The sequence below is a fragment of the Rhodococcus erythropolis NBRC 15567 genome (assembly GCF_001552595.1).
GTDB classification, from domain to species: Bacteria; Actinomycetota; Actinomycetes; order Mycobacteriales; family Mycobacteriaceae; genus Rhodococcus_F; species Rhodococcus_F erythropolis.
On the sequence record NZ_BCRM01000008.1, the window covers coordinates 134,164 to 159,538 of the forward strand.

Below are 25,375 nucleotides of genomic sequence, written 5' to 3' on the forward strand. Positions count from 1 at the left end.
TCAGGCTCTCTAGGACTTCCAAGCTCCGTCGAAGAGCACGATTCCGTCGAGGCTCTGCTCGAGACCGTGAACGTTCTGGTTCCAGACGTCGAGTGCGGCGACGTTGCCCCACACCTGCCACGGGACGGTCTCGTTGGCGCGCTCCTGAATCTGTGCCAGGACTGCCTTCTTGTCGTCGTCGGTGGTTGCGACGCCCAACTTGTCCAGGAGAGCGTCCATTTCGGCGTCGGAGTAGCCGGTGGCGTTGTTGCGGCCGCCGGACTTGATGCCCGTGTACAGACGCTCGTAGGGATCGGCCTCGGCGAGGCTCAGTGCGGCGGTGCTCATGTCGTAGTCGTGATCGGCATACATCCGCTTGACCAGATCACCTGCACCGGTGACGTATTCAATCTGAGCGTCGAAGCCGACTGCGTTGAGCATCGCCTGGATGGCCAGTGCCGTTGCCTGGGCGGACGGTTCCTGGATGGAGAGGAAGGTGATCTTTCCGTCGTAGCCGTCGGCCTTGGCCTGATCGAGCAGTTCCTTCGCCTTGGCGGGATCGACGCCGATCGGTGCGACGTCGTTGTGCCAGCGCGAGGTGTCCTGGAAGATCTCCTGGCCGGGCAGTCCCTTGCCGTTGTTGACGCGGGTGTTGAGCGTTTCCGGATCGACGGCAAGCGCCATCGCCTGGCGGACACGAACATCCGAGCCCGGGCGACCCGGGGCCATGTTCACGTTCGCGATGTAACCGAGCGACGGGATGTCGACGAAGCCGGGGTAACCCGACTCGATCAGATCCAGGATCGGGGTGAGCGTACGCATGTACGCGGCGTCGATGCCGCCCGTCTTGAGGGCTTCAGCGGTGGGCTGAGCGCCGACGATGCTGATCAGCTTGAGCTTGTCGATGTTCGGCGCGCCGTCGTAGTAGTCGGGGCGAGCAGCCAACAGCAGTTCCTCGTTGGGAGCGAACTTCTCGAGAGTGAACGCGCCGGCACCGATCGGGGTGAACTGGTCGCCCTGCTGGGCGCTCGGGGCGACGATCATGCCGGGTCCGGTAGCGAGCATCGACTGGATGCCCGTCCACGGATCAACGAGGTTGAAGACGACAGTCGTCGCGTCGGGGGTGTCGATCGAGGCAACCTTGGAAGCCCACAGGCTCGACTGCGGTCCCTTGTTGGTGACGTAGCGGTTGATACTGTCCGCCACTGCCTTGGAATCGAAAGCTGTTCCGTCGCTGAATTTCACACCGTCGCGGAGCTTCAGCGTCCAGGTCTTGCTGTCCGAACTCGCTTCGAGCGACTGGGCGAGCTTGGGCTCGAACTTCTGCCCGATGGGGTCGTAGCGCATGAGCACGTCGTAGATGGCGCTGAGCTCGCTGCCGCCGGTGGCGCCGGCAACCTGAGCCTTCGCGGGATCGAGAGTCGTGACCGCCGAGTAGCCGCTGAACGTCAGCGTGCCGCCCTTGGTGGGAGTGCCGGGGTCGGCCTGCTCGTTGACCATGCCGATCTTCAGCGAGGAACCGGAATCAGCAGATTCGCCGCCGCCATTGCTCGAGCCGTTGTCGGCGCACGACGCCAGGAACATACTTGCGGTGATCGCCAGCGCAGCCGCAGCCAATCTGCGACTTCCGCGGCGGGAACTACGACTCATTCGAATGCCTCCAAGGCGGGGTAAGACCGTGACGTGATGTTGAACACGAAACAGTCTGTGACGGGAGGCACAGAAAATTGGATCGAGTCTCGCTCAGTGGAATCGGTTAAGTTGCAGGCCTCAACGGCCAGGTAAACCGACCCTGGCCAGCGATTACCCTCACCGACATCAGACCAGCCGGTCTAGTCCCGGTCGAGCGTGGCTTCCTCGAGATCGAGCTCTCGAAGTACCTTGCGGAGAACCTCGTCGTCGATCCGGCCGGCATCGCGCTCGGCGATGAACACACCTCGCTCGGCATCGATCATCTCGAGGCGCAGCGAGCGGAAGGCGTTCGACGGGCTCTCCCCCAGATCCTCGTCGCTGCGTCCCAGTCGCTCCCACGCCGAGTTCGCGCGGTGGGTGTTCCAGCTTCGCAAAATGTCTGCGGCACGATTCCGGACCTGAGGGACGTCGTCGGCGTCTGCTCCGACCAATTCGTCCAGGCGCGCCGCAGCAGCGCGTGCAGCCTTGTCCTGAGCCGCCGCCTCGGCGCGTGCGTCGGACTGCTCCTCGTCTCCTTGCACACCGAGGACACGGATGACCCACGGCAATGTCAGGCCGTGCAGCAGCAGCGTGCCGACCACGACGACAAACGTCAGGAACAGGATCAGCGAACGGCCCGGGAAGTCTTCACCACTGTTGACCGTCAACGGAATCGCGAAGGCAGCAGCCAGCGACACGACCCCTCGCATACCGGCCCACGACACGACGAACACTGCCCGCGCCGAAATCTCCGGCTCCCTCGCTCGGATACGGGGCGACAGCCAACGCGGTACGTACGTGAACGGGAACACCCAGGCGATCCGCACCACCACGACGGTCACGAGCACGGCAATCGACGCCCAGACGACGATCGAGGTGCTGTACCCCTGCAATCCGTTGACAACACTGGGCAATTGGAGCCCGATCAACAGGAAGACGAAGGACTCCAGGATCAGGTCGACGGCCTTCCATACCGCCGTGTCCTGCAAGCGCGTCGCATAACTCGCGCGGGTCGAGCGCTGGCCGAGGAACAATCCGGCCACGACGACCGCGATGACGCCCGACGCGTGGACCTCTTCCGCAGCCAGGTAGGTGAAGAACGGCACCACCAATCCGATTCCACTCTCCATCACCGGATCCTGGAGTTTGCCGCGAACCTTCGAGATGACAAAGCCCACGGCGAGGCCGATCACCGTTCCACCGACCGCTGCGACGAGGAAGGTCTCGAAGCCGCCGATCAGTGTCGCACCGGTACCCACCGCCGCCGCGAGAGCGACCTTGTAGGCCGTCAGAGCGGTGGCGTCGTTGAGCAGGCTCTCCCCGCCCAGCAGGGTCATGATTCGGCGCGGCAGACCGAGCTTGCGTCCGATTGCGCTCGCGGACACCGCGTCCGGCGGCGCCACGATGGCGCCGAGAACCAGTGCGGCCGCAATCGAGAACTCCGGCACGATCAGGTAGGCGACAAAGCCCACCGCTGCCGTCGTCGCCAGGGGCAGCCCCACTGCGAGAAATCCGATCGGACGCAGATTGGACCGCAGTGCCAGGTATGAACTGTCCAGCGCCGCCGAGTAGAGAAGTGGAGGCAACACGACGAACAGGACGAGGTCCGGATCGAGCTCCAACTCCGGAACACCGGGTATCTGGCAGGCGATCAAACCGACCAGGACAAGGATCAGCGGCGAAGACAATCCGAACCTTCGCGCGACCGCCGCCACCAGCAACGCCGCTACTACAACCCCCAGTAATATGCCGTTCACTCTGGCAGCATGCAGTATGGAAGGCGATGAAGAAAATCCTGAAGCGAGCAGCAGCTCGCACACAGCAGCCCGCACCCGCTCCGACCGGTTGCGAGGAACTAACCAATGCGCCCGAAACGGATCCGGCGGCGCTGACGCCCGGCGTCTGCCAGGAGTGCGCCGAGTTGGGCGAGGATAACTGGTCTCACCTGCGCATGTGCCTGTCCTGCGGCCACGTCGGGTGCTGCGATTCCAGCCCCCATCAGCACGCGACCAACCACTATCGCGACACCGCGCACCCGGTCATGCGCTCGCACGAGCCCGGCGAATCCTGGCGCTGGTGCTACGTCCACGATCTGATGGATTGAGCGCGCACGACTCGCATTGTGCTGCGCATAGTGCCCACCTCGCACGGCGCACAGGGCCCGGTGTTGCGCACATTGCTCAATCCACTGGGTAGCTATTGCCCAATCTGTATGCCGATGATGGACTTTGACGCAGAATCTGCACAACAGATCGACAGGTGCGGCTGGACTTTGCCGCGCCGAACGGTTCGGCCTCAGGAAGTCCTGCCAAACATCACAACCACATCGTCGGCCCCATGATCTGGGGTACAGGCGGTGCGGCGATCGATGTCAACTATTGAAGGCAGGACCGGCCGTGAACAGCCCCAGCATCAACCAGAACGCTCCCGAGCCACTGGCGGAGATCGAGAAGCGCGTTCTGTGGTTGTCGACCGCGATGATCCATCACGCCAACCGTGTCCGTCCGAATCCCAGTGGGCTCAAAGTCGGCGGCCACCAGGCCTCGTGCGCGTCGATGGTCTCGATCATGACGTCGCTGTGGTTCGGCCAACTTCGTTCCGGCGACCGGGTTTCCGTCAAGCCGCACGCGGCTCCGGTGCTCCACGGCATCAACTATCTGCTCGGTGAACTCGACGAGTCGTACCTGACAACGCTGCGCGAGTTCGGGGGCCTGCAGAGCTACCCGAGTCGATCAAAAGATCCTGATCCGGTGGACTATTCGACCGGATCTGTGGGAATCGGTGCGACGGCTCCCATCTGGGGCGCCATCGCACGCCGATACGTCGACGCCTCCCTCGGCGGCGCCGGAACCGGGCGTCAGTACTCCCTTGTCGGTGACGCCGAACTCGACGAGGGCGCTGTGTGGGAAGCAGTTCTCGATCATTCGGTTGCCGAACTGGGTGAGATCGTGTGGATAGTCGACCTCAACCGCCAATCACTCGACCGGGTGGTGCCGAACATCGCGGCCACCCGCCTGGAGCGCATGTTCTCGGGCGCCGGCTGGCAGGTCATCACCGTGAAATTCGGCGCGCTCCTGGAATCACTGTTCACCCGGCCGGGCGGCACCGCGTTGCGCGAACGAATCCTGGACATGCCGAATCCGGAGTACCAGCGTCTGCTGCGATGCACGGCCGACGAGGTCCGTCTGAGGCTGCCTGGCGACGCGGCGGACGCCGACGCGATCACGTCGCTGATCAACGACCTCGACGACGCCACGGTGCTCGAGGCCATCCGCAATCTCGGTGGCCACGACCTCGACGCTCTGCGAGAGGCGTACGCGCAGATCGACGACACCCGTCCCACCGTGATCATCGCGTACACGATCAAGGGTCGGGGCCTGCCGACGCAGGGCCATCCGCAGAACCACTCGTCGCTGCTCACCACCGAGCAGTACGAGATTCTGGCGGCGGAACTCGGCATGGATCCGTCGAAGCCCTGGGAACGGTTCGAGGCGGACGGCCCGTCAGGTCGCATCTGCGCCGAAACCGCTGAGCGCCTGGCTCGCCCGAAGGTGGAGCATCTGATGCCCCCGGCAGTTCCGAAAGACATCGGCCGTACCCCCTCCGGCACATCCACCACTCAGGCAGCTCTCGGGCGGGTGCTACTCGACCTCAGCCGAGAGGCGCCGGACGCCGCGAAACGTGTTGTCACACTGAGCCCGGACGTCAGTTCCACCACCAACCTGGCAGGGTGGCTGAACAAGGTCGGGGTTTGGTCCCCCAACGAGCGGCACAACTGGTTTGCCGACGACGCCGAAACGATCATGCACTGGCGTGAGAAGCCCACCGGTCAGCACATGGAACTCGGTATCGCCGAGACCAACCTGGTCGGGCTGATGGGCGAACTCGGTGCAACCTGGAGTCGCTGGGGCCAGCCGCTCTTCCCGATCGGCGTGATGTACGACCCCTTCATCGAGCGGGCTCTCGAACCGTGGTCGTACGGCATCTACGCCGGTGGACAGTCGATCATGGTCGGCACTCCGTCGGGCGTCACCCTGGCAGCCGAAGGCGGTGCGCACCAGTCGATCAAGACTCCGTCCATCGGACTCGAACAGCCGGGGTGCGTCAGTTTCGAACCGGCATTCGCCGTCGACGTGGAGTGGACGCTCCTCGACAGCATCGGACGCCTCGGCCGACCAGACGGCAGCTCGTCGTATCTGCGCCTGTCGACCCGTCCGGTCGATCAGGCCTTGGCCGCGGTGCCGGCCGATCCGGCCGCGCGAGAACGCCGTCGACGTCAGGTGGTGGCCGGCGCGTACACGCTGCGGCACAACCCTGATCCGGTCGTCACCCTGGTCGGTATGGGTGCCACCGTCACCGAAACACTTGTCGCCGCCGAAAGACTGGGCGAGCAAGGTATTTCCGCCGATGTCGTGTGCGTGACCAGCCCCGGCTTGCTCTTCGAAGCACTCCAGTCTCGGCGCGGTCTCGCGGACGGTCCGTCATGGATCCTGGATCAGGTCTTTCCGAGTAGCCGGTCCGCGCCGATGGTCACCGTTCTCGACGGGCACCCGCACACCCTCGCGTTCCTGACGGGAATCAACAACGTTCCGGGGGCTGCGCTCGGAGTGAGCCGGTTCGGCCAGGTCGGTTCACTCGAAGACGTCTACCGGTACCACGGACTCGACTCCGACAGCATCGTCCGCGCCGCCCTCGATCTCACTTCTTGATCGGCCACACTCTCTGATGCCGAGAAGCGTCCCCGCGGGGACGCTTCTCGGGTCTGATCAGTTCTCTAGTTCTTCAGAGGCCTTCAGTTCTTCCAGGCCTTGTCGAAGAACATGATTCCGTCCAGGCTCTGCTGAATGCCGTGGACGTTCTGCCCCCACACACCGAGCCACGGAGTGTTGCCGTAAACCTGCCACGGCACAACCTCATTGGCGCGCTCCTGAATCTTGGCGAGCACCTCGATCTTCGCGTCGTTCGACGTCGCTACACCCAACTGGTCGAGCAGCGTATCCATCTCGGGGTCGGAGAAACTCGCGGCGTTGTTTCGCCCACCGGTCTTGAGGTTCGAGTACAGACGCTCGAACGGATCGGCTTCCGCGAGGTTGGCCGAACCTGTTGCCATGTCGAAGTCGCGGTCGGCGTACAAACGCTTGACGACGTCGGCAACCGAGTTGACGTACTCGATCTGGAAATCGAAACCGACGGCGTTGGCCATCGACTGCAGTGCCAAAGCCATCGCCTGCGCCGAGTTCTCCTGCAGCGTCAGGTATGTGATCTTGCCGTCGAAACCGTCGGCCTTGGCCTCGTCGAGAAGCTGCTTCGCCTTGGCGGTGTCTACGCCGATCGGAGCGACGTCGTTGTGCCAGCGAGAGGTGTCCTGGAAGATGACCTGCCCGGGCAGACCCTTACCTTCGTTGAGTCGGTTGTCGAGAGCGACGGGATCGGTCGCGAGAGCCAATGCCTGACGCACCCGCACGTCGGCACCGGGACGACCGGGAGCCGTGTTGACGAGCGAGAGGTACGACAGCGACGGGATGTCGACGAAGCCCGGGTAGCCGGAGTCGATCAGATCCAGGACGTTCGGAAGCGAACGCATGTACGCGACGTCGGTGCCGCCGCTCTTGAGGGATTCGGTGGTGGACTGTGAACCGACGATGCTGATCAACCGCAGCTTGTCCACGTTCGGGGCACCGTCGAAGTAGTCTTCCCGAGCGTCGAGGATCAATTCCTCGTTGGGAGCGAACTTCTCGAGGGTGAACGCGCCCGCGCCGATCGGGGTGAACTGATCGCCCTGCTGGGCGCTCGGCGCGACGATCATGCCGGGTCCGGTGGAGAGCAGTGACTCGATACCGGTCCACGGGTCGACAAGATTGAAGACGACCGTCGACGCGTCCGGGGTGTCGACCGACGCAACCTTCGACGCGTACAGGCTCGACTGCGGTCCCTTGTTGGTGACGTAGCGATTGAGGCTCGCTGAGACGGCCGCCGAATCCACCGGAGTGCCGTCGCTGAACTTCACACCGTCGCGCAGTTCGAGAGTCCACGTCTTGAAGTCGGAACTCGGTTCCATCGACTCCGCGAGTTTCGGAACAAATTCCTTCGACGCCGGGTCGTAGCGCAGCAAGGTGTCGTAGATGGCGCCCAACTCCGAACCGGCGACCGAACCGGCGATCTGAGTCTTCGCGGGGTCGAGATTCGTGACAGCGGAGTACCCGCTGAACGTCAGCGTGCCGCCCTTGACCGCGTCACCCTCGCCGGACTGCTCGTTGACCGGGCCGATGGACAACCCCGAACCGGAATCCGGTGCGTCGCCGCTCCCACCCCCGTTCCCGCTGTCAGCGCACGACGAGACGAACAGGCCGGCGGAGACAGCCAGCGCGACGGCGGCAACCTTGCGGTGACCGCGCCGAGAACTGCGACTCATTCAAAACCTCCAGGTCAGAAACTGTGATGTGAAGCATTGTCGAGACAGTTTGTGATGTAAGGCACAGGTATTAGTCGTAGGTCCCGCTCAGTGGAATGGAGCGAGAAGATTGTTCAGTTTTCGAGCGACATTTGCAGGTCAGGACGTTAGCGAAGGTCAGGAATTCATTCCGATTCAAGCGCCCTCGACGGGTGGATCGCCGAAGCACCGTCGAGGAGTGGGCAGCCGCGGCCAGTGCAACCTGCAGATGTGTGGACTCGAACGACTCGTACGACACGGAGCCCCCTCATCGGATACCTTTCGCAGAGGGGAAGTCAGCTAGAGACACACGCCGCAAACGTACACACGAAAAGGGCAACCAATGGGGCTACTGAAGGACGTCACCGGCTGGCGACGCGGCACGAAGTTGCAGCGTCGACTACGCGACCTCACCGGCACGCTCGTAGTTGTCACCGGTGCAGGCAGCGGCATCGGGCGTGAAACGGCCCTCGCCTTCGCGGCCCAGGGAGCTATCGTCGTCGTCTCCGACATCAACCTCGAAAGCGCGCAGGACACTGCGGCACTCATCAACACACCCACTCAGGCCAGCGGAGCCGAAGCGGTGTTCGGTGGCGGTTCGCACGCCTACCAGGTGGACGTGTCCGACGAACAGGCCGTGATCCGATTCGCGGAGACAGTCGCGGCGCATCACGGCGTGCCGGACATCGTCGTCAACAACGCTGGAATCGGGTTCTCCGGGACATTCGCCGACACCGAGCAGCGCCAGTTCGAGCGCGTCATGGACATCAACTTCTGGGGAGTTGTCTACGGCTGCCGAGCATTCACCCCGATGATGATCGACCGGGGAACCGGCGGACACGTCGTCAACCTGTCCTCGGCCGCCGCCTACACACCCCAGAAGGCCCTCACCGCGTATTCGACAAGCAAGGCAGCGGTATTCATGCTCTCGGATTGCCTACGGGCAGAGCTGCTTCCACACGGCATCGGCGTCAGCACCATCTGCCCCGGCCTCGTGCACACGAACATCCTCAAGACCACCGAGTTCGCCGGGACCACCGCCGAAGAACAACTCGAAAATCAAACCAAGGTCGACAACTTCTACCGCAAACGAAACTTCACCCCCGACCGGGTGGCCAGTGCCATCGTGAAAGCAGTTCGCACGAACAAGGCCGTGGTGCCCGTGACCGTCGAAGCCAAGCTCGGACGCACGATCAGCCGGTTGTCTCCCGGGTCGATGCGCGTCGGAGCTCGGTTCGAGATCTAGGTCAGCTTCCGAAACTCAGGCTGCCCGTGAAACCCTGCTGCACATCGGCTTCCGAGCGGGGAAGAACCTCGTAGGTGCTGGCGTACTGGCCGCTGAAGCCGGTGACGGTGATCGGGCGTCCGACTGCAATGGCGTCGACGTCGATTCCGGTCTGGGTGTTGACGAAGATGACGGTGTTTCCGTCGACGCCGGACACCAGGATCTTGTGGCCGTACGGCAGATCGTCGACGACGGGTCCGCTCACGATCCCGGACACCGTCACGAGACGACCTTCGCTGCCCTCACCGATTGCATTGAGGGGCAATCGCGCCGGGCTGATCTGGGTGGTCGTGCCGATTGCCTCGACGGCAGTCGGGCGGACGACGAGCAGGCCTTCCTGATCCGCGAGGACTCCGGTGACCTGAACCTGATCGCCGAGAGCAATCCCGGAGTTGTTCGGATCGCTGATGTAAATGCCCGAATTGCCGCTCTGGAGACCAAAGCCCTTGTCGTAGAAGCTGGATTCGAACACTCCGGACGGCGTAGTCGCGGTTCCGACGACGGTGACCGTCGTTCCGATGGCCTGCGCACGGGCTGCCGCGATGGAGTCCGCGGACACCTCACCGACAACTGCTGCCGGCTCCGCCGTTGCTGCGGTGCCGACAAACATGGTGGCTGCGGCAGCAACTGCCAGTGCCGTCACACCTCGACGCAGGACCGGACCGGCAAGAACGCTGTCTCGAAACATGTTTGAGGACTCCCCTGTGATTTCGTGGCCGCGCAGGTCCTCCTGATGGAGTGCCGCCTTCGCCCACCCTGAGGCACAGGTTATTACAGGTCGGACGCCGCAGCGGTGGTGACATTCCGTCACCACCGCTGCGTCTAGGCATCCGAGTTTCTAGGAACCGGAGCTTCCGGACGAACCGCTCGAGCCACTGGAACCGCTGGATCCTGTTCCGCCACCGAGATCGTCGAGAGGATCGCTACCGGTGAGCCCGCCCGGATACAGGTAGGCGTCGGAGATCGTGCTGAGCGAGGTTCCGGACGTGGCCGGTACCTTTGCTCGCCAGTTGACGATCGGATTCAGCACTCCGAACGGTCCGCAACCACTGGCGGCGGGCAGCGCGAAGCCGGTGGCCTCGTTCCCGACCGGGCTCACCTTCAGCGCAGTCGACGGAAGCACCGTGTAGGTAGGGACCACCGACGGGTCAGGCGCGAGACGAAGATTCACCGGCGCCGCCGCGGAACCCAGGTAGCAGTTGTCACCGAGGAACGCGTTGTTGATCTTCATCCGCACCGGGATGCTCAGATCCATGTCGGTGATGATTCCGTTGAGAGTCGGCGCAGCCGTTGCCTCCACCTCGGCCGTTACTGCGGCAAGGCCGAAGAGATTGCCGAACGGAAGATCGATTCCCAGAACGCCGCCGGGAACGGTCAACGGCTTGGAGTAGACACCGTTGTGTCCGTCGTCGCGCGGGAGAAGAACGGTGGACTCACCTTCACCGGAGCCGGCCTCGGCGGCAATGATCATGTCGCCTTTTCCGATCGGGAGGTTGAAGCCGTTGTTGTCGAAGGTTCCGCTCTGAACCACTACCGACACACAGGATTCGGCAGTAGCCGGACACACTGCGGCGCCCGGTACCGAATTGTCGACCGGGTCCTGAGCCGAGGCCATCGGCGCTGCAAAAGCCAGCACTGCACCTGCGGTACCTGCAATAACGGCCACGCGCGTGCCGAGACGTCTGTTGCCGTTCTTGTGAGATTTCTGCACTGATTTCTCCCTGCCGTTTATGTGATGGGGGACGAAACTCGCAGTCATTGCTTGTGTTTCGACCGCCGCCGACAAGGACTTGCGGTGTGCTCCTACTCACAAGTAACAACTGAACAGATGTATATCACAGGACTTCGACTTAAAAACAGGGCAAAAGGGAGTTTCCTTAAAACGGACAAACTAAGCGGTACGGTGTGTAACACTCACGGGTGATGAACACGAACAGACTGGCCCTCTGCGTCGCGGCAGCGGGCCTACTCCTCAGCGGCTGCAGCAGCCAATCCGACAGCAACGCAGCGGAATCCACATCTGCTGCCACCAGCACGTCGATCGCGGCAACGTCGAGTTCAGCTGCCCCCGAGTCACTGTCGGCGCTGGCGACCAGCCCACCCGCCGCAACTCCGGAAGCCGCGCCGAGCGTCGTCGAATCGACGCCCCCACCGGTAACGCTGCCGGTAGCGCCACCGGCGAACGCACCGATCGACGCACGCTCACCGGACGAGATCGTCGCGAACGCAGGCGAGAAGGGGCAGCGGTACATCGCCGCTCTACGTCTGGCCGGGATCCCGCCCGCCGGAATGGATTCCGCCGAGATCCTCTACGCCGACGGCACCTGCAAGGCTCTGGCCGACGGCATGCCGCGGTCCGAGGTGCTGGCGGAGTTCAACTCCGTCGGAGAGGTGTACTCACAGATCACGCCGATGTCTTCGCAGCGGATCGCCGAGATCTACGTCGACACCGCGGAGCAGACGTACTGCTGATCAGGCCTTGCCGGCCAACCAGTTGTGCAGCCAGGATGTAGCCGAATTGCCTGCGCCGTCAACAACGTAACGCGTGTAGTCGGTGTGAACCTGCGAGCCGTAGAAGGCGACCAGTTGATCGACGCGCCGCGAGTTCGCGCCTGGATCGAGCTGAGCCATCAGTGCGGGGAGTCCGCCTGCAGTGACCAGATCGTTGACGATCACGGCGGCCTCGTCGCGAAGCGAGAGAGCGTTTGCCGGAGTGGGGTCGGAAACCTGAGCCATGAACCCGGCCAGACGCATCACGAAATCGTCCTTGGGCGTCGAGCAGTACAGATCACCGACGGCGCACAGCGTCACCGTTTTGCCTGACAGCCAACCGAATCCACCGATGCGAGCGCCGCTGGCTCCGTTGCCTCCGACAGCGGGTCCGATCAGGACGTCTGACTCGGAGCGGCGGGGATCGGACAGAAGGCCGACGCCCTCGACGCGAGTCGGGGGAACAACGCCGATGCCGGTTCCGATCTCGGCTGCGAGATCGCCTGCCGCGTCGGCGCCCTGGCTGTATCCGACGATCGCGAAGCGGGTGTCACCGCACGAGGCGGCCATCGCGGCGATCATGCCGCGGGCGTTGTCGACAGCCTGCTGCTTCGACTTGGCGTAGACGTTGGACTCCCACGGGAAGGCCGTTGCCGAGTACGTGACGTAATCGGTGCGTACGGAACCGGGAAGGCCGTTGGTGACCGGGGCAAGCATGCCGGCACCGGGAGAAGTACCCGAAGGCTCCCAGGTTCCCGGAATGGCCACGACGTACAGACCGGGGCAGGGATCAGCCGACGCCACGGGAGAACTGACAACCGGTACCACTACTGCCGCAGCTAGTGCCGACAACACCGCAACGAGACGCCTCGCACGCATGAAACTCCCCTGATTTAACTTAAGCAACCCATACACCACTATCGATGCTCCGGAATCATACTGTCTGGGCGTTGTGTCTGTCCGATGCACGATTGATGAAGGTTTGTTACAGATCGTGCGAACTACTTGCAGAAACAAAGCCGCACCCCACCGAATGCGATGGGGTGCGGCTTTGTAAGAGCCTCTAGCGCTGCGGAGCCGCTGTCGGGTGGATCGGTGACGGAAGGGCGGTGACACCCTCGAGGTAGGTGTCCACAGCGGCTGCTGCGGAACGTCCCTCGGCGATGGCCCAGACGATCAGGGACTGACCGCGGCCCATGTCACCGGCCACGAACACGCCGTCGACGTTGGTGTTCCACTTCGACGTGCGGGCGACGTTGCCGCGCTCGTTCAAGTCGACACCGAGATCGGTGAGCAGACCCGGCTTCTCGGGACCGACGAAGCCCATTGCCAGGAGCACGAGATCGGCTTCGAGCTCGAAGTCAGAGCCCTCGACCTTCTCGAAACGACCCGACTTCATCTCGACCTCGTGAGCCTTGAGTCCGGTGACCTTGCCGTTTTCACCGACGAAGTTCTCGGTGTTGACGGAGAACAGACGCTCGCCGCCTTCCTCGTGAGCCGAAGCCACGCGGAACATGAGCGGGTACGTCGGCCACGGAGTCTGCTCGGCGCGAGTCTCCGGGGGACGCGGCATGATCTCGAACTGGTGCACGCTGGCTGCGCCCTGACGGTGCGAGGTGCCGAGGCAGTCCGCGCCGGTATCGCCGCCGCCGATGATGACAACCTTCTTGCCCTCAGCGGTGATGGTGGGAGCGTCGAGGTCACCCAACTGCACGCGGTTGGCGATCGGCAGGAACTCCATCGCCTGGTGGATGCCGTCCAGTTCGCGGCCCGGGATCGGCAGATCGCGAGCTGCGGTGGCGCCGCCGGCCAGAACCACTGCGTCGAACTGCTCGCGCAGCTCGTCCGCGGTGATGTCCACGCCGACATTGACGTTGGTCTTGAAGACGGTGCCTTCGGCTTCCATCTGCTCGAGACGGCGGTCGATGTGCCGCTTCTCCATCTTGAACTCGGGGATGCCGTAGCGCAGCAGGCCGCCGATGCGGTCTGCCCGCTCGAAGACCGTCACTGCGTGACCGGCGCGGGTCAGCTGCTGCGCTGCAGCCAGACCGGCCGGACCACTGCCGACAACTGCGACCCTCTTGTTGGTGGCGTGCGCGGCGCGAACCGGCTTGACCCACCCTTCGTCGAAGGCCTTGTCGATGATCTCGACCTCGACCTGCTTGATGGTGACCGGATCCTGGTTGATGCCCAGGACACAGGACGCCTCACAGGGTGCGGGGCACAGACGACCGGTGAACTCCGGGAAGTTGTTGGTCGCGTGCAGACGCTCGATGGCGTCGTGCCAGTGGTCCTTGAAGACCAGGTCGTTCCACTCGGGAATCAAGTTTCCGAGAGGGCAACCGTTGTGACAGAAAGGAATTCCGCAGTCCATGCAACGGCTGGCCTGGGTCTGGAGGGTTTCCTTCGGAAACTCCTCGTAGACCTCTTTCCAGTCGAGCAGGCGCAACGGCACCGGCCGGCGAACCGGAAGTTCGCGCGACGTGTGCTTCAGGAAGCCGCTTGGATCACCCACGAGCTGCCTCCATAACTGCCTCGTCCACGTTCTTGCCATCCTTCTCTGCGGCCGCGATGGCCAAAAGAACCTTCTTGTAGTCGCGGGGCATCACCTTTGCGAAGTGACCCACCTGCTGCGACCAGTCGCCGAGGATGCGCGTGGCAACCTCGGAGCCGGTTTCGTCGCGATGACGTTCGATGACGCTCTTCAACCAGGTGAAGTCGTCGCCCGAAAGATCCTCGAGGTCCACCAGTTCGGTGTTGAGGTTCTTCTCGAATGCCTTGTCGGGGTTGTAGATGTACGCGACGCCACCGGACATGCCGGCGCCGAAGTTACGTCCGGTGGCTCCGAGGATGACCACCTTTCCACCCGTCATGTACTCGCAACCATGATCGCCCACACCCTCGACGACGGCAGTGGCGCCGGAGTTACGGACTGCGAAGCGTTCGCCGACGACACCGCGAAGCAGAGCCTCGCCGCTGGTGGCGCCGAACAGGATGACGTTGCCACCGATGATGTTGTCCTCGGCGACAAAGCCTTCCGCTGCATCGAGCGGCGGGCGTACGACGATGCGTCCACCCGAGAGGCCCTTGCCGACGAAGTCGTTGGCGTCGCCGTGCAGGCGCAGGGTCATACCGCTGGGCACGAAAGCACCGAAGCTGTTACCGGCGGAACCGGTGAACGTGATGTCGATGGTGCCCTCGGGCAAGCCCTCTCCACCGAACGCCTTGGTGACCTCGTGGCCGAGCATGGTGCCGACCGTGCGGTTGACGTTGGTGATCGCGGACTCGAACGAGACCGCCTCACCCTTGTCGAGTGCGTTGCGGGCCGAGACGATCAACTGCTGATCGAGCGCCTTGTCGAGACCGTGATCCTGCGTTCCGGTGCAGTGGACGTCCTGGTCCATGAACGCGGACTCGACCTGGGTCAGGATCGGCGACAGATCGAGATTGCCTGCCTTGCTTCCCTTCCAGTGATCGAGAGCGCGCGTGGTGTCCAGCATGTCGACCTGGCCGACTGCTTCGAGCAGCGTGCGGAAACCGAGTTCGGCGAGAAGCTCGCGAACCTCCTCGGCGATGAACATGAAGAAGTTCTCGACGAATTCCGGCTTGCCACTGAAACGCTGACGCAGCAACGGGTTCTGTGTCGCGACACCGACGGGGCAGGTGTCGAGGTGGCAGACGCGCATCATGATGCAGCCCGAGACAACCAGCGGTGCGGTGGCGAAACCGAACTCCTCGCCGCCGAGCAGGGCAGCGACGACGACGTCGCGACCCGTCTTGAGCTGGCCGTCGACCTGCACGACGATGCGGTCACGAAGACCGTTGAGCAGCAACGTCTGCTGGGTCTCGGCGAGGCCGAGCTCCCACGGTGCGCCCGCGTGCTTGACGGAGGTCAGCGGGGTGGCACCGGTGCCACCGTCGTGACCGGAGATCAGAACGACGTCGGCATGTGCCTTGGAGACACCGGCCGCGACGGTTCCGACGCCGACCTCGGAGACCAGCTTCACGTGGATGCGGGCCTGCGGGTTGGCGTTCTTCAGGTCGTGGATCAGCTGAGCGAGATCCTCGATCGAGTAGATGTCGTGGTGCGGCGGCGGCGAAATCAGCCCGACGCCAGGCGTGGAGTGCCGAACCTCGGCCACCCACGGGTACACCTTGTGAGCCGGAAGCTGGCCGCCCTCACCGGGCTTGGCTCCCTGCGCCATCTTGATCTGGATGTCGGTGCAGTTGCTCAGGTAGTGCGAGGTGACACCGAAGCGTCCCGACGCGACCTGCTTGATGGCACTGCGACGCAGATCGCCGTTCTCGTCCGGCGTGAAGCGCGACGGATGTTCGCCGCCCTCACCGGAATTGGAGCGGGCGCCCAGACGGTTCATCGCGATGGCGAGAGTCTCGTGAGCCTCGGCGGAGATGGAGCCGTAGCTCATCGCACCCGTCGAGAAACGCTTGACGATCTCGCTGGCCGGCTCGACCTCGTCGATCGAGATCGACGGCCGCTTGCCGATGTTGAAGTCGAACAGACCACGCAGAGCGGCAAGGCGCTCCGACTGGTCGTTGACCATGGTCGTGTACTCCTTGAACACCTCGTACTGACCTGTGCGAGTTGCGTGCTGGAGCTTGAAGACCGTGTCCGGGTTGAACAGGTGGTACTCGCCTTCACGACGCCACTGGTACTCGCCGCCGACCTCGAGCTCGCGGTGAGCGCGCTCTTCGGGGCGATCGAGGTACGCGATGCGGTGACGTGCTTCGACGTCGGCTGCGATCTGGTCGAGGCCGATGCCACCGAGCTGCGACTGCAGACCGGTGAAGTACTCGTCCGTCAGCTCCTGCGAGAGGCCGATGACCTGGAACAGCTGAGCACCGGTGTACGACGCGAGCGTCGAGATGCCCATCTTGGACATCACCTTCAGGACACCCTTGCCGGCTGCCTTGATGTAGTTCGCGATGCCCTTCTCGAGGGTCAGGCCCTCGAGTTCCTTGTTCTGCAGGAACTCGTCGATGGTCTCGAAAGCCATGTACGGGTTGACCGCTGCGGCACCGAAGCCGATGAGGAGCGCCATGTGGTGCACCTCGCGGGCGTCGCCGGCCTCGACGATGAGACCGACCTTGGTGCGCGACTTCTCACGAACCAGGTGGTGGTGCACGGCTGAGGTGAGGAGCAGCGACGGGATCGGCGCGTAATCCTCGGTGGACTCGCGGTCCGAGAGCACGACGATGCGTGCGCCACCCTCGATTGCCTGCGAGACCTGGTACTTGATGCCCTCGAGCGCACGACGGATACCGTCGCCGCCTTCCTTGACGGGGTACAGGCCGCGGATCACAACGCTGCGGAAGCCCGGGAATTCGCCGTCGTCGTTGACGTGAACGAGCTTCGACAGGTCGTCGTTGTGCAGGATCGGCTGCGGGAGCGCAATCTGCTTGCAGGAGTCCGCATTCGGGTGCAGCAGGTCGCCCTCGGGGCCGATGGTCGCGCCGAGGCTGGTGACAACCTCTTCACGAATCGCGTCGAGAGGTGGGTTGGTGACCTGAGCGAAGAGCTGCGAGAAGTAGTCGAACAGCATCCGCGGACGTGACGAGAGCACGGCGATCGGAGTGTCGGTACCCATCGAGCCCAGTGCCTCGGCACCGGAGAGAGCCATCGGCTTGACCAGCAGGTTGACCTCTTCGCTGGTGAAACCGAAGAGCTGCTGACGCAGCACGACGCGCTCGTGCGACATGTACGTGTACGGGCGGTCCGGCAGGTCGTCCATGTGGATCAGACCTTCGTCGATCCACTGCTGGTACGGGTGCTCGGCAGCGAGTTCGGACTTGAGTTCGTCGTCGCTGATGACCCGGCCCTGCGCGGTGTCCACGAGGAACATGCGGCCGGGCTGGAGGCGGACCTTGCGGACCACGGTGGACGGATCGATCGGCAGAACGCCGACCTCCGACGCCATGACGACGAGGCCGTCTTCGGTGATCCACAGACGCGACGGACGCAGACCGTTGCGGTCCAGCACGGCGCCGATGACGGTGCCGTCGGTGAAGCACACCGACGCCGGTCCGTCCCAGGGCTCCATGAGAGCCGAGTGGTACTCGTAGAACGCCCGACGAGCGGGGTCCATGCTCTCGTGCTTCTCCCAGGCTTCCGGGATCATCATGAGAACTGCGTGCGGCAGGCTGCGGCCGGCGAGGTGCAGCATCTCGAGCACCTCGTCGAAACGAGCGGTGTCACTGGCGCCCTGGGTGCAGATCGGGAAGATCTTGTCCAGGTTCTCGCGGCCACCGAAGACGTCGCTGTCGATGAGGGACTCGCGAGCGCGCATCCAGTTCTCGTTGCCGGTGACGGTGTTGATCTCACCGTTGTGAGCGACCCGGCGGAACGGGTGCGCCAGCGGCCACGACGGGAACGTGTTGGTGGAGAAGCGCGAGTGGACGAGTCCGAGTGCGCTCTCGACACGATCGTCCTGCAGATCGAGGTAGAAACCCTTGAGCTGCGGGGTGGTGAGCATGCCCTTGTAGACGAACGTCTGGCCGGACAGGCTGGGGAAGTACACGGTCTCGCTACCCGGGCCACCCTTGCCGGCGCCTTCTGAGCCGAGTTCGTGCTCGGTGCGCTTACGCACAACGTATGCACGACGCTCGAGATCCATGCCGGTGTACTTGTCACCCTCGGAGCCGATGAAGATCTGACGGAACGTCGGCATCGCGTCGCGCGCCAGTGCGCCCAGCGAGGAGTCGTCTGTTCCGACCTCGCGCCAGCCGAGAACCTTCAGGCCCTCTTCGACGACGATCTTCTCGACTGCAGCAGCAGCCTCGTGTGCATCGGCATCGCCCTGCGGGAGGAATGCGATACCGGTTGCGTACGCGCCTTCGGCGGGCAGCGCGAAGTCCACGACAGCTCGGAAGAACTTGTCGGGAACCTGCAGCAGAATGCCCGCACCGTCACCCGTGTTGGGTTCTGATCCGGCAGCGCCGCGATGCTCGAGGTTGACCAGAGCGGTGATCGCCTTTTCGACGATGTCCCTGCTGCGGCGACCATGCATGTCGACAACAAATGCGACTCCACAGGAGTCGTGCTCATTGGACGGGTGATAGAGGCCCTGGGGGCCTGGAAGTTGCTTCATACCCAGCCTTCGTATGCCATAAAGATGCACCGACGACCAGCAGCGCTGATGGCCATCAACTTGCAATGCAAGTCCTTCAAAGCACCGACACGACGATGTGTTCGGTACCACCGAAGTAGCCGCCCTGCGCAGACGCGATGGTGTGCGTTCTGGCACCCGGCGACGTGAGTCTTCGGTCGGTTGAAACTTTTGTGAGTCAACCGTGTAACGAAAACGATAATTCAGAACCCCGGCACGGGCGCAACTAAGGTAGCCCTATAATTGCTCTGAACTGCGGCGATGCAGGGAGCCAGAAGGCCCCTCGACAGATTTCGGAGCTGCGTCTGTGCAGAGAAGTTCCGATTCACAGGATACCGAATCCGCAGGAAACAGGCGCGATGGGCGATGAATGCAACAACTGGCCGCAGCGATAAGAATCAGCTGCGGCCAGTGCGCCTCGAACTGTAACAAAAGTTGATCGATCAACCAAGGTCTAGGCCTGAATTGTTTGCTCGCAGAATGCCATCGCTGTAATTTCCGTAGGCTCACATCTGAGAAGACGGGTGGCGAAGAGCAAATGACAACAGCAGTAGTGGTGGGCAGTGGTCCCAACGGTCTCGCGGCGGCGATCGAACTCGCCCGCGCCGGAATCGACGTCCATGTCATCGAGGGTGCGGACAAGATCGGCGGCGGCACCCGCAGCAGCGAATACATAGTCGACGGACTCGTCCACGACGATTGCTCCGCCTTCCATCCCACCGCTTTGGCTTCTCCATACTTCAAGGCCCTCGACCGCGAATTCGGGCTCGCCAAGCACGGCCTGACGTGGCTGTGGCCCGAGATCGATCTGGTCCATCCACTCGACGACGGCACCGCCGGGGTTCTGTGGCGCGACATCAACCGGACCGCTGAAGGACTGGGTGCCGACGGTAAGCGCTGGCTCGACGTCTTCGGATACCTCGCCGAGAACTTCGACGAGTTGGTGCAGGACGTCTTCCAGCCGATCGTGCATCTCCCGAAGCATCCGCTGATGCTCGCGCGTTTCGGGACGGGCGCTCTGCTTCCCGCGACGGGTTTCGCTCGGATGTTCAAGACCCCACAGGCGCGGGCACTGTTCGGTGGCGTCGCGGCGCACATGTTCGGGACGCTCACCATTCCTCTCTCCAGTGCTGTCGGCTCGATGCTCACTGCGGCCGCTCATGCTCACGGTTGGCCTGTGGCACAAGGTGGTTCGGGCTCAATTGCAGCCGCCCTCGCGTCGATCCTGCGCAGCCTCGGTGGCACCATCGAAACCGGGAACTGGGTCACCAACTACTCCCAGATCGCCGACTACGACATCGTCATGCTCGACATCGCACCCGACGCGGCCGGTCGTCTGCTCGACGGCCGGCAGCCCGACCGCATTGCCCGGGCCTACCGCAAGTTTCGCTACGGCACCGCCGCGTACAAGGTCGACTACGCCGTGCGTGGTGATTCCGACGGAAGCGTCGTGCCGTGGACGAATCCGCATGCCCGCAAGGCCGGCACCCTGCATCTGTCCGGGACGATTTCGGAAACGGCTGCCGTGGAACGCCAGACCGTTCGGGGTCAGATGCCGGACAAGCCTTTCATTCTGTTGGGCCAGCAGTTCTTGGCCGACCCTTCCCGTTCCGTCGGAGACATCCATCCCGTGTGGGCGTATGCGCATGTACCGCATGGCTATCCGGGTGACGCCACCGATGCGGTCACGCGTCAGATCGAGCGCTTTGCGCCGGGGTTCCGGGACCGGATCGTGGGCGTCCACGTGCGCAATGTGCCGCAGATGCAGGCGTACAACCCCAACTACGTGGGTGGCGACATCTCCGCGGGGGCGAACACTGCGCGGCAGATCATCGCGCGCCCACGGTTCGGGCTGGACCCCTATGCCACCGGCGCCCCGGGCGTGTACCTCTGCTCTTCCGCGACTCCCCCGGGCGGCGGGGTCCACGGGATGGGTGGGTTCAATGCCGCGCGGGCAGCACTGCAGTCTAGGGGTTGAGGCGTCCCCGATGGGGACGACATTTCGGACACACGTGAACCCATCGTCACTATCCAAGGAGACGGAGAACTTCTGCCGGACACGCCCGAAACACAAATACGGGCCGTAAATCGAGCACGCCTGCGCTTCGGCCGCGCCTCTGAGCAAGAGGTTGAACTGACCCTGTTGCCGCGTTGGCTGTGTCGGTTCAGATCGAGACCGGCGTAGCGACCGCCGGCGAGAAACTACTGGCATTGGTCCACATCGACGACGAATGGAAACTCGCGATGCCATCGACATCAAACTTTGTACGGGTCGAACTCCTGATCCCCGACGCGCTTCCCATGTTTCTCAGCCCGGTTCAACCCTGCCGTGTTGGCGCCGAGTAATGGCTTCACGGCGGTGCAGATGGATCGGATCACAAAGTTGGAGCCGACCCTCCGACGCCATGGCCACTCGAATATTCAGGTGGAGGATGACCGCTCGACAATCGCTTCTGTCCACCTCTGCCACTCCACCTCTGCGCGCTGACATGCGAACTGATCTGCAAACAACGGGGTTCAATCCTTCAATGCCGTCGGAAACCCCGGTCGCCCGCAGAGATTCGACGTTGATTGTCGACACGGGTTTTCGACGCACTCCACCTGCGCAATCGCCGCGGCTGACCAGATGCCGAATATCGATCCATTCCCGACAAGACGTACATTCCTCTTGTCACAGACGGAGCGTTTCACGCAGAAACTAAAGTCGGCGCTGACGCGAGGTATCGGTTCGCTGCACCCGAATACCCGAAGCGTCTCATTGATCGCCGCATCGCGCACTGTTGAGACGCTAGTTTTGGTACGTACTTCTGAGACGAGGCCAACCGGGACGATGCCCGATCCCACGCACAAACGAACAGGTGCCTAAATTCCAAGGAAGTGAGACACCCAGCTGACATCCTGAAACGAGGAAGTCAGCGGCCGCCGCAACTGCAATTGGGTGAGTCCAGCTGACGGGGCGTCGCTGGCACCGTGGAGGCCTCACCGACCGTCCCGGTCTACCCGAGTAGTACTTGCAGAACGGAAGTTGACCGATCACACGGTGCTCAAAGGATTCGGCAAATGCGGGTTACCGGCGTGTCAGCATCTCAACATTCGATGATGTCGGAGGTGACCGGTAGGTTTCCTATTGAGTTCATTCGCAGCCCATGAGGGCAGCAACTCGGGTGTTGAGGAGATCACACAGTGGCTGAGACCAAAGTCGTTTTTGTCGCATTCGCGATGGAGGACGAACGGCAGCGTGATTTCTTGAAGGGTCAATCGCTGCACCCGCGTGCACCATACGAATTCATCGATATGTCGGTCAAGGAGCCGTACGACTCGGGATGGAAAGAAAAGGTCCGCACCCGTATCCGCCGCTCACACGGTGTGATCGTGCTGGTAAGCAAGAACTCGCTGACCTCGGACGGTCAGGCGTGGGAGATCCAGTGCGCCAAAGAGGAAGGCAAGCCAATCCGAGGTATCTGGGCCTACAAGGATGACCGCACGGTCCTCGCCGGGGTGAGCACGGTTACGTGGAGCGATGACAACATCGCCGGCTTCATCGATTCGCTGTAGCCGATATGCGTAAGGCACTGATCGTCGGCATTGACCACTACGACCACATCTCCCCACTCAGCGGAGCAGTAAACGACGCCTACAGCGTCAAGAGCGTCCTGGAGCGCAACGCTGACGGCACCCTCAACTTCGCCACCCCGCGGCTGATGACCGGCACCGGTCCGACCGCCCGGATCACCCGCACGCAGCTGCGCGAGGCGGTGGAGGAGCTGTTCAACGATGATGCGGATATCGCGTTGTTCTACTTCGCCGGCCACGGCTACATCGATGACACCGGCGGGTTCCTCTGTGCGAGCGACAGCACGTCCGGTCACGACGGCCTTGCCCTGTCCGAAGTGATGTCGATGGCCAATCAGTCCAAAGCGAAGAACAAGGTCATCATCCTCGACAGCTGTCACGGCGGAATCGCGGGAACGAGCGCGGTCGCGAAGCAGGTCGCAGAGATCTCCGATGGGGTGACGATCCTCACCGCATCAACTGCCGAGCAGTATGCGATGGAGACAGGCGGCGGGTCCGGAGTATTCACCAGTTTGTTCGTCGACGCGCTCAGCGGCGCTGCCGCCAACCTCGTCGGTGCGATAACCCCCGGCAGCGTGTATGCGCACATTGACCAGTCGCTGGGAAACTGGGCGCAGCGGCCGGTGTTCAAGACGAACGTGAAGAAGTTCGTCTCGCTCCGGGAGACAGATGCGCCGATCGAGCTGGCTGAGCTCCAGAAGCTCACAGTCCTGTTCCAGGACCCCACAACTCAGCTGGCGTTGGACCCGAGCTACGAGCCCGAACGCTCTGGCAGCGAAGACTCATCGGTGCCTGCGCCGGACCCCGCAAAAATGGCGGACTTCGCCGTGTTGCAGAACCTCGTCAAAGTCAACTTGGTCCGACCCGTCGACGCCCCGCACATGTGGCATGCCGCGATGAGGTCGACAGCGTGCGAGTTGACGGTACTCGGCCAGCACTACTGGAACCTCGTAAAGCAGAACCTGATCTGATGCCCACCGACGATCAGATCCGCCGCGTTCTCGAGAGTGATGACCTGATGCTGCGCCTAGCGACGGCAGAGCACGAACGGTGGGCGCACTGGCAGCAGTACGTCCATGACCAGGGCGAGCGGCGGGAGGACGGCGCGTTGGTGATCCCCGCCGAACTGGTCGCCCGGTGGGACACGCAGATCGCCACCCCATACCCGGACTTGTCTACTGAAGAGCAGCAGAGCGACCAGGATCAGGTACGCCGGTACCTACCAATTGTCATCAAAGCGCTCACCGACTGACGTCGCCCAAAGCGTCGTGAACCAGTGGCGACTCGAGTCCTAACTCCGAGCCCCGACGATTGCATGTCAGTTCTGAGACAGCAAGTTTCAGTGTCGCCGCCCGCGGAATCTGCATCGTAAATCCTGTGACCATAAACCTGTCCGCCACGGCAGAATTCAGCCTGAAACACCTCGTCGTCTACATGACAGACGACGAGGGAGCGACTGAAAATATTGATCGCTTCCTGGGACTACTGATCGGATCGGTGAAACAGTCCTGTTCTGAACAGGTCCAGAACTGACGAAGCCGCCGCCCAAATATGGACGACGGCCACGCGAGAATACTCGCTTAGATTGTACGAACGCAGATTAGTTCGAACTGCTTGAGGGCCCGCTTGAACTTGAAGGTTCGGCGGGGCGGGATTGAGCTGACGCAGGCGGAGGCTTCATCTCGCTCCGTGGAACACGCGCCGAGGGGTACCCACCTTTGCGTTCGAAGGTGCTCGGATCGGCACCCTTATTCTGTGGCATCAGCTTGCCTCCCATGCTTGTTGGCTCTCGTTCATCCTACGCTGGATAGAAGTCCAGGTATTTAATCTCATCCCACCTGATCAGCAGGTTCTTGCCGAGACTTTTAGGTAACTGCTCATTGACCGGGATGGGGTTCCCAGCGGTATCAGTCGTCTGCATTACGAAGGCCCCGTTTATAGGGTCAAGTTCGAGCTGGTCGGAGAGATACAGATCTCCGGATTCTGGGTAGCCACTGGCATACGACTCGTTCCATACGGCGCCGATCAATGCATCGTTGTTGAGGTGCAGGACGACCCATCCTTTGAGGTTGGGTCGGCTCCAAAAATAGTCCCATGCTCGCGGAGCTGGGGCGATGTCTGTGTAAAGGTTGATCGACCGGACTGCGATCTGTTTGATCGTCGTCCGGTTGTAGCTCGACTTCTCTTCGTTCCATGCGTTCAACCATCGTTTTACTCTCTCTACGACGCGCCCCCGCCGAGTGAGCGATGTGAGCGGGGCAGCACCGACCGCATCATCACGAAGCTTGTGACCCCACGCAGTAAATCGACCGATCGCGAATGGCGTCACAAGATAGGCGATAAGCAGGACCCAAACCCATCCACTCACCCGTTCCCCTCTAGCAAGGTGCCCAGTCACCACGTAATGGGAGTAGAGCCAATAAGTCAGTGGAGAAATGAGCACCTGGAAGGCAACCGAGAACCCAAGCATTCGAAAGATCTGATCGGCACCGCGAAGACCCCATCGACCAGAACGTTGTTCACGTGCGAGTTCATACAGAGCTCCAGGGAGAAGTGCGAGAAGCGCCACGGCCAGGGCTTGAAATGTCGACGGCATAGAACGGGAGCATAGCGCCCAGGAAGAGACGACCAACCCTGGTCGGGCTTGATTCAAGGAATCGAACGGCTTCTCAGGGACTGTCTCAGATTCGAGATCTCTTTGTGAACGTAGGCATTGATTCTGACTCTCCGAATTATTTGCCACGTTTTCGCAGAAGCATTTGGCACGGCTGGTCCGTCACCACCAAATCGCGGAAGAACGATTGGTTCTCCGTATCCCGAAAA

At 62.6% G+C, this 25,375-nt stretch carries 17 protein-coding genes; 8 read left to right on the forward strand and 9 right to left on the reverse strand.

The annotated features are described in order from the left end of the window. Nucleotides 1–9 precede the first annotated feature (9 nt). On the reverse strand, nt 10–1,629 hold the full coding sequence (locus tag RE4_RS13530) for an ABC transporter substrate-binding protein (protein ID WP_020968021.1): 1,620 nt from the start codon (nt 1,627–1,629) through the stop codon (nt 10–12). Nucleotides 1,630–1,811: 182 nt separating this feature from the next. Next, nucleotides 1,812–3,407 (reverse strand): Na+/H+ antiporter, encoded by a 1,596-nt coding sequence (locus tag RE4_RS13535; RefSeq protein ID WP_020905652.1) that lies wholly within the window; start codon nt 3,405–3,407, stop codon nt 1,812–1,814. 26 nt (nt 3,408–3,433) lie between these two features. On the opposite strand from RE4_RS13535, the gene RE4_RS13540 reads away from it, so the two are divergent. Then, complete coding sequence (locus RE4_RS13540) at nt 3,434–3,754, forward strand: UBP-type zinc finger domain-containing protein (RefSeq protein ID WP_019746256.1); 321 nt, start codon at nt 3,434–3,436, stop codon at nt 3,752–3,754. Between the two features lie 292 nt (nt 3,755–4,046). Then, nucleotides 4,047–6,359 (forward strand): thiamine pyrophosphate-binding protein, encoded by a 2,313-nt coding sequence (locus RE4_RS13545; protein WP_060938736.1) that lies wholly within the window; start codon nt 4,047–4,049, stop codon nt 6,357–6,359. 83 nt (nt 6,360–6,442) lie between these two features. Here RE4_RS13545 and RE4_RS13550 read toward each other — a convergent pair whose 3' ends face one another. Next, nucleotides 6,443–8,062 (reverse strand): ABC transporter substrate-binding protein, encoded by a 1,620-nt coding sequence (locus RE4_RS13550; RefSeq protein WP_020905650.1) that lies wholly within the window; start codon nt 8,060–8,062, stop codon nt 6,443–6,445. 361 nt (nt 8,063–8,423) lie between these two features. Here RE4_RS13550 and RE4_RS13555 point away from each other — a divergent pair, with 361 nt between their 5' ends. Continuing rightward, nucleotides 8,424–9,326, forward strand: coding sequence for an SDR family NAD(P)-dependent oxidoreductase (locus RE4_RS13555; RefSeq protein WP_020968018.1), 903 nt, complete (start codon nt 8,424–8,426; stop codon nt 9,324–9,326). Between the two features lies 1 nt (nt 9,327). Here the strand turns inward: RE4_RS13555 and RE4_RS13560 are convergent, their stop codons facing one another. Next, nucleotides 9,328–10,053: a hypothetical protein gene (locus RE4_RS13560; RefSeq protein ID WP_060938737.1), complete on the reverse strand. Its 726-nt coding sequence runs from the start codon at nt 10,051–10,053 to the stop codon at nt 9,328–9,330. Between the two features lie 150 nt (nt 10,054–10,203). Beyond that, a complete protein-coding gene (locus tag RE4_RS13565) occupies nt 10,204–11,076 on the reverse strand; it encodes a hypothetical protein (protein WP_020968016.1) in 873 nt (290 codons plus the stop codon). Between the two features lie 212 nt (nt 11,077–11,288). On the opposite strand from RE4_RS13565, the gene RE4_RS13570 reads away from it, so the two are divergent. Next, on the forward strand, nt 11,289–11,837 hold the full coding sequence (locus RE4_RS13570; RefSeq protein ID WP_060938738.1) for a DUF732 domain-containing protein: 549 nt from the start codon (nt 11,289–11,291) through the stop codon (nt 11,835–11,837). Here RE4_RS13570 and RE4_RS13575 read toward each other — a convergent pair whose 3' ends face one another. From RE4_RS13575 to gltB, 3 genes are all read right to left on the reverse strand, one after another. Further along, the gene (locus RE4_RS13575; RefSeq protein ID WP_020905644.1) at nt 11,838–12,734 is read right to left on the reverse strand and encodes a cutinase family protein; all 897 of its coding nucleotides are present in this window, start codon (nt 12,732–12,734) and stop codon (nt 11,838–11,840) included. Nucleotides 12,735–12,918: 184 nt separating this feature from the next. Continuing rightward, nucleotides 12,919–14,370: a glutamate synthase subunit beta gene (locus RE4_RS13580; RefSeq protein ID WP_020968013.1), complete on the reverse strand. Its 1,452-nt coding sequence runs from the start codon at nt 14,368–14,370 to the stop codon at nt 12,919–12,921. Further along, complete coding sequence (gltB, locus tag RE4_RS13585) at nt 14,363–18,961, reverse strand: glutamate synthase large subunit (RefSeq protein WP_020968012.1); 4,599 nt, start codon at nt 18,959–18,961, stop codon at nt 14,363–14,365. Before gltB ends, RE4_RS13580 begins: the two co-directional genes overlap by 8 nt. A gap of 556 nt (nt 18,962–19,517) precedes the next feature. Between gltB and RE4_RS13590 the strand changes: the two genes are divergently transcribed. The 4 genes from RE4_RS13590 to RE4_RS13610 all read left to right on the forward strand — a co-directional run bounded on the left by RE4_RS13590 (nt 19,518) and on the right by RE4_RS13610 (nt 23,804). Further along, on the forward strand, nt 19,518–20,957 hold the full coding sequence (locus tag RE4_RS13590) for a phytoene desaturase family protein (protein ID WP_060938739.1): 1,440 nt from the start codon (nt 19,518–19,520) through the stop codon (nt 20,955–20,957). Nucleotides 20,958–22,162: 1,205 nt separating this feature from the next. Further along, a complete protein-coding gene (locus RE4_RS13600; RefSeq protein WP_024488228.1) occupies nt 22,163–22,534 on the forward strand; it encodes a TIR domain-containing protein in 372 nt (123 codons plus the stop codon). Nucleotides 22,535–22,539: 5 nt separating this feature from the next. Further along, a complete protein-coding gene (locus tag RE4_RS13605; protein ID WP_024488227.1) occupies nt 22,540–23,523 on the forward strand; it encodes a caspase family protein in 984 nt (327 codons plus the stop codon). After that, entirely contained in the window at nt 23,523–23,804 is a 282-nt protein-coding gene (locus RE4_RS13610) for a hypothetical protein (protein WP_060938740.1), read from the forward strand. Before RE4_RS13605 ends, RE4_RS13610 begins: the two co-directional genes overlap by 1 nt. 546 nt (nt 23,805–24,350) lie before the next feature. Here the strand turns inward: RE4_RS13610 and RE4_RS13615 are convergent. After that, the gene (locus tag RE4_RS13615; protein ID WP_127159951.1) at nt 24,351–25,148 is read right to left on the reverse strand and encodes a DUF6338 family protein; all 798 of its coding nucleotides are present in this window, start codon (nt 25,146–25,148) and stop codon (nt 24,351–24,353) included. Between the last annotated feature and the right edge of the window lie 227 nt (nt 25,149–25,375).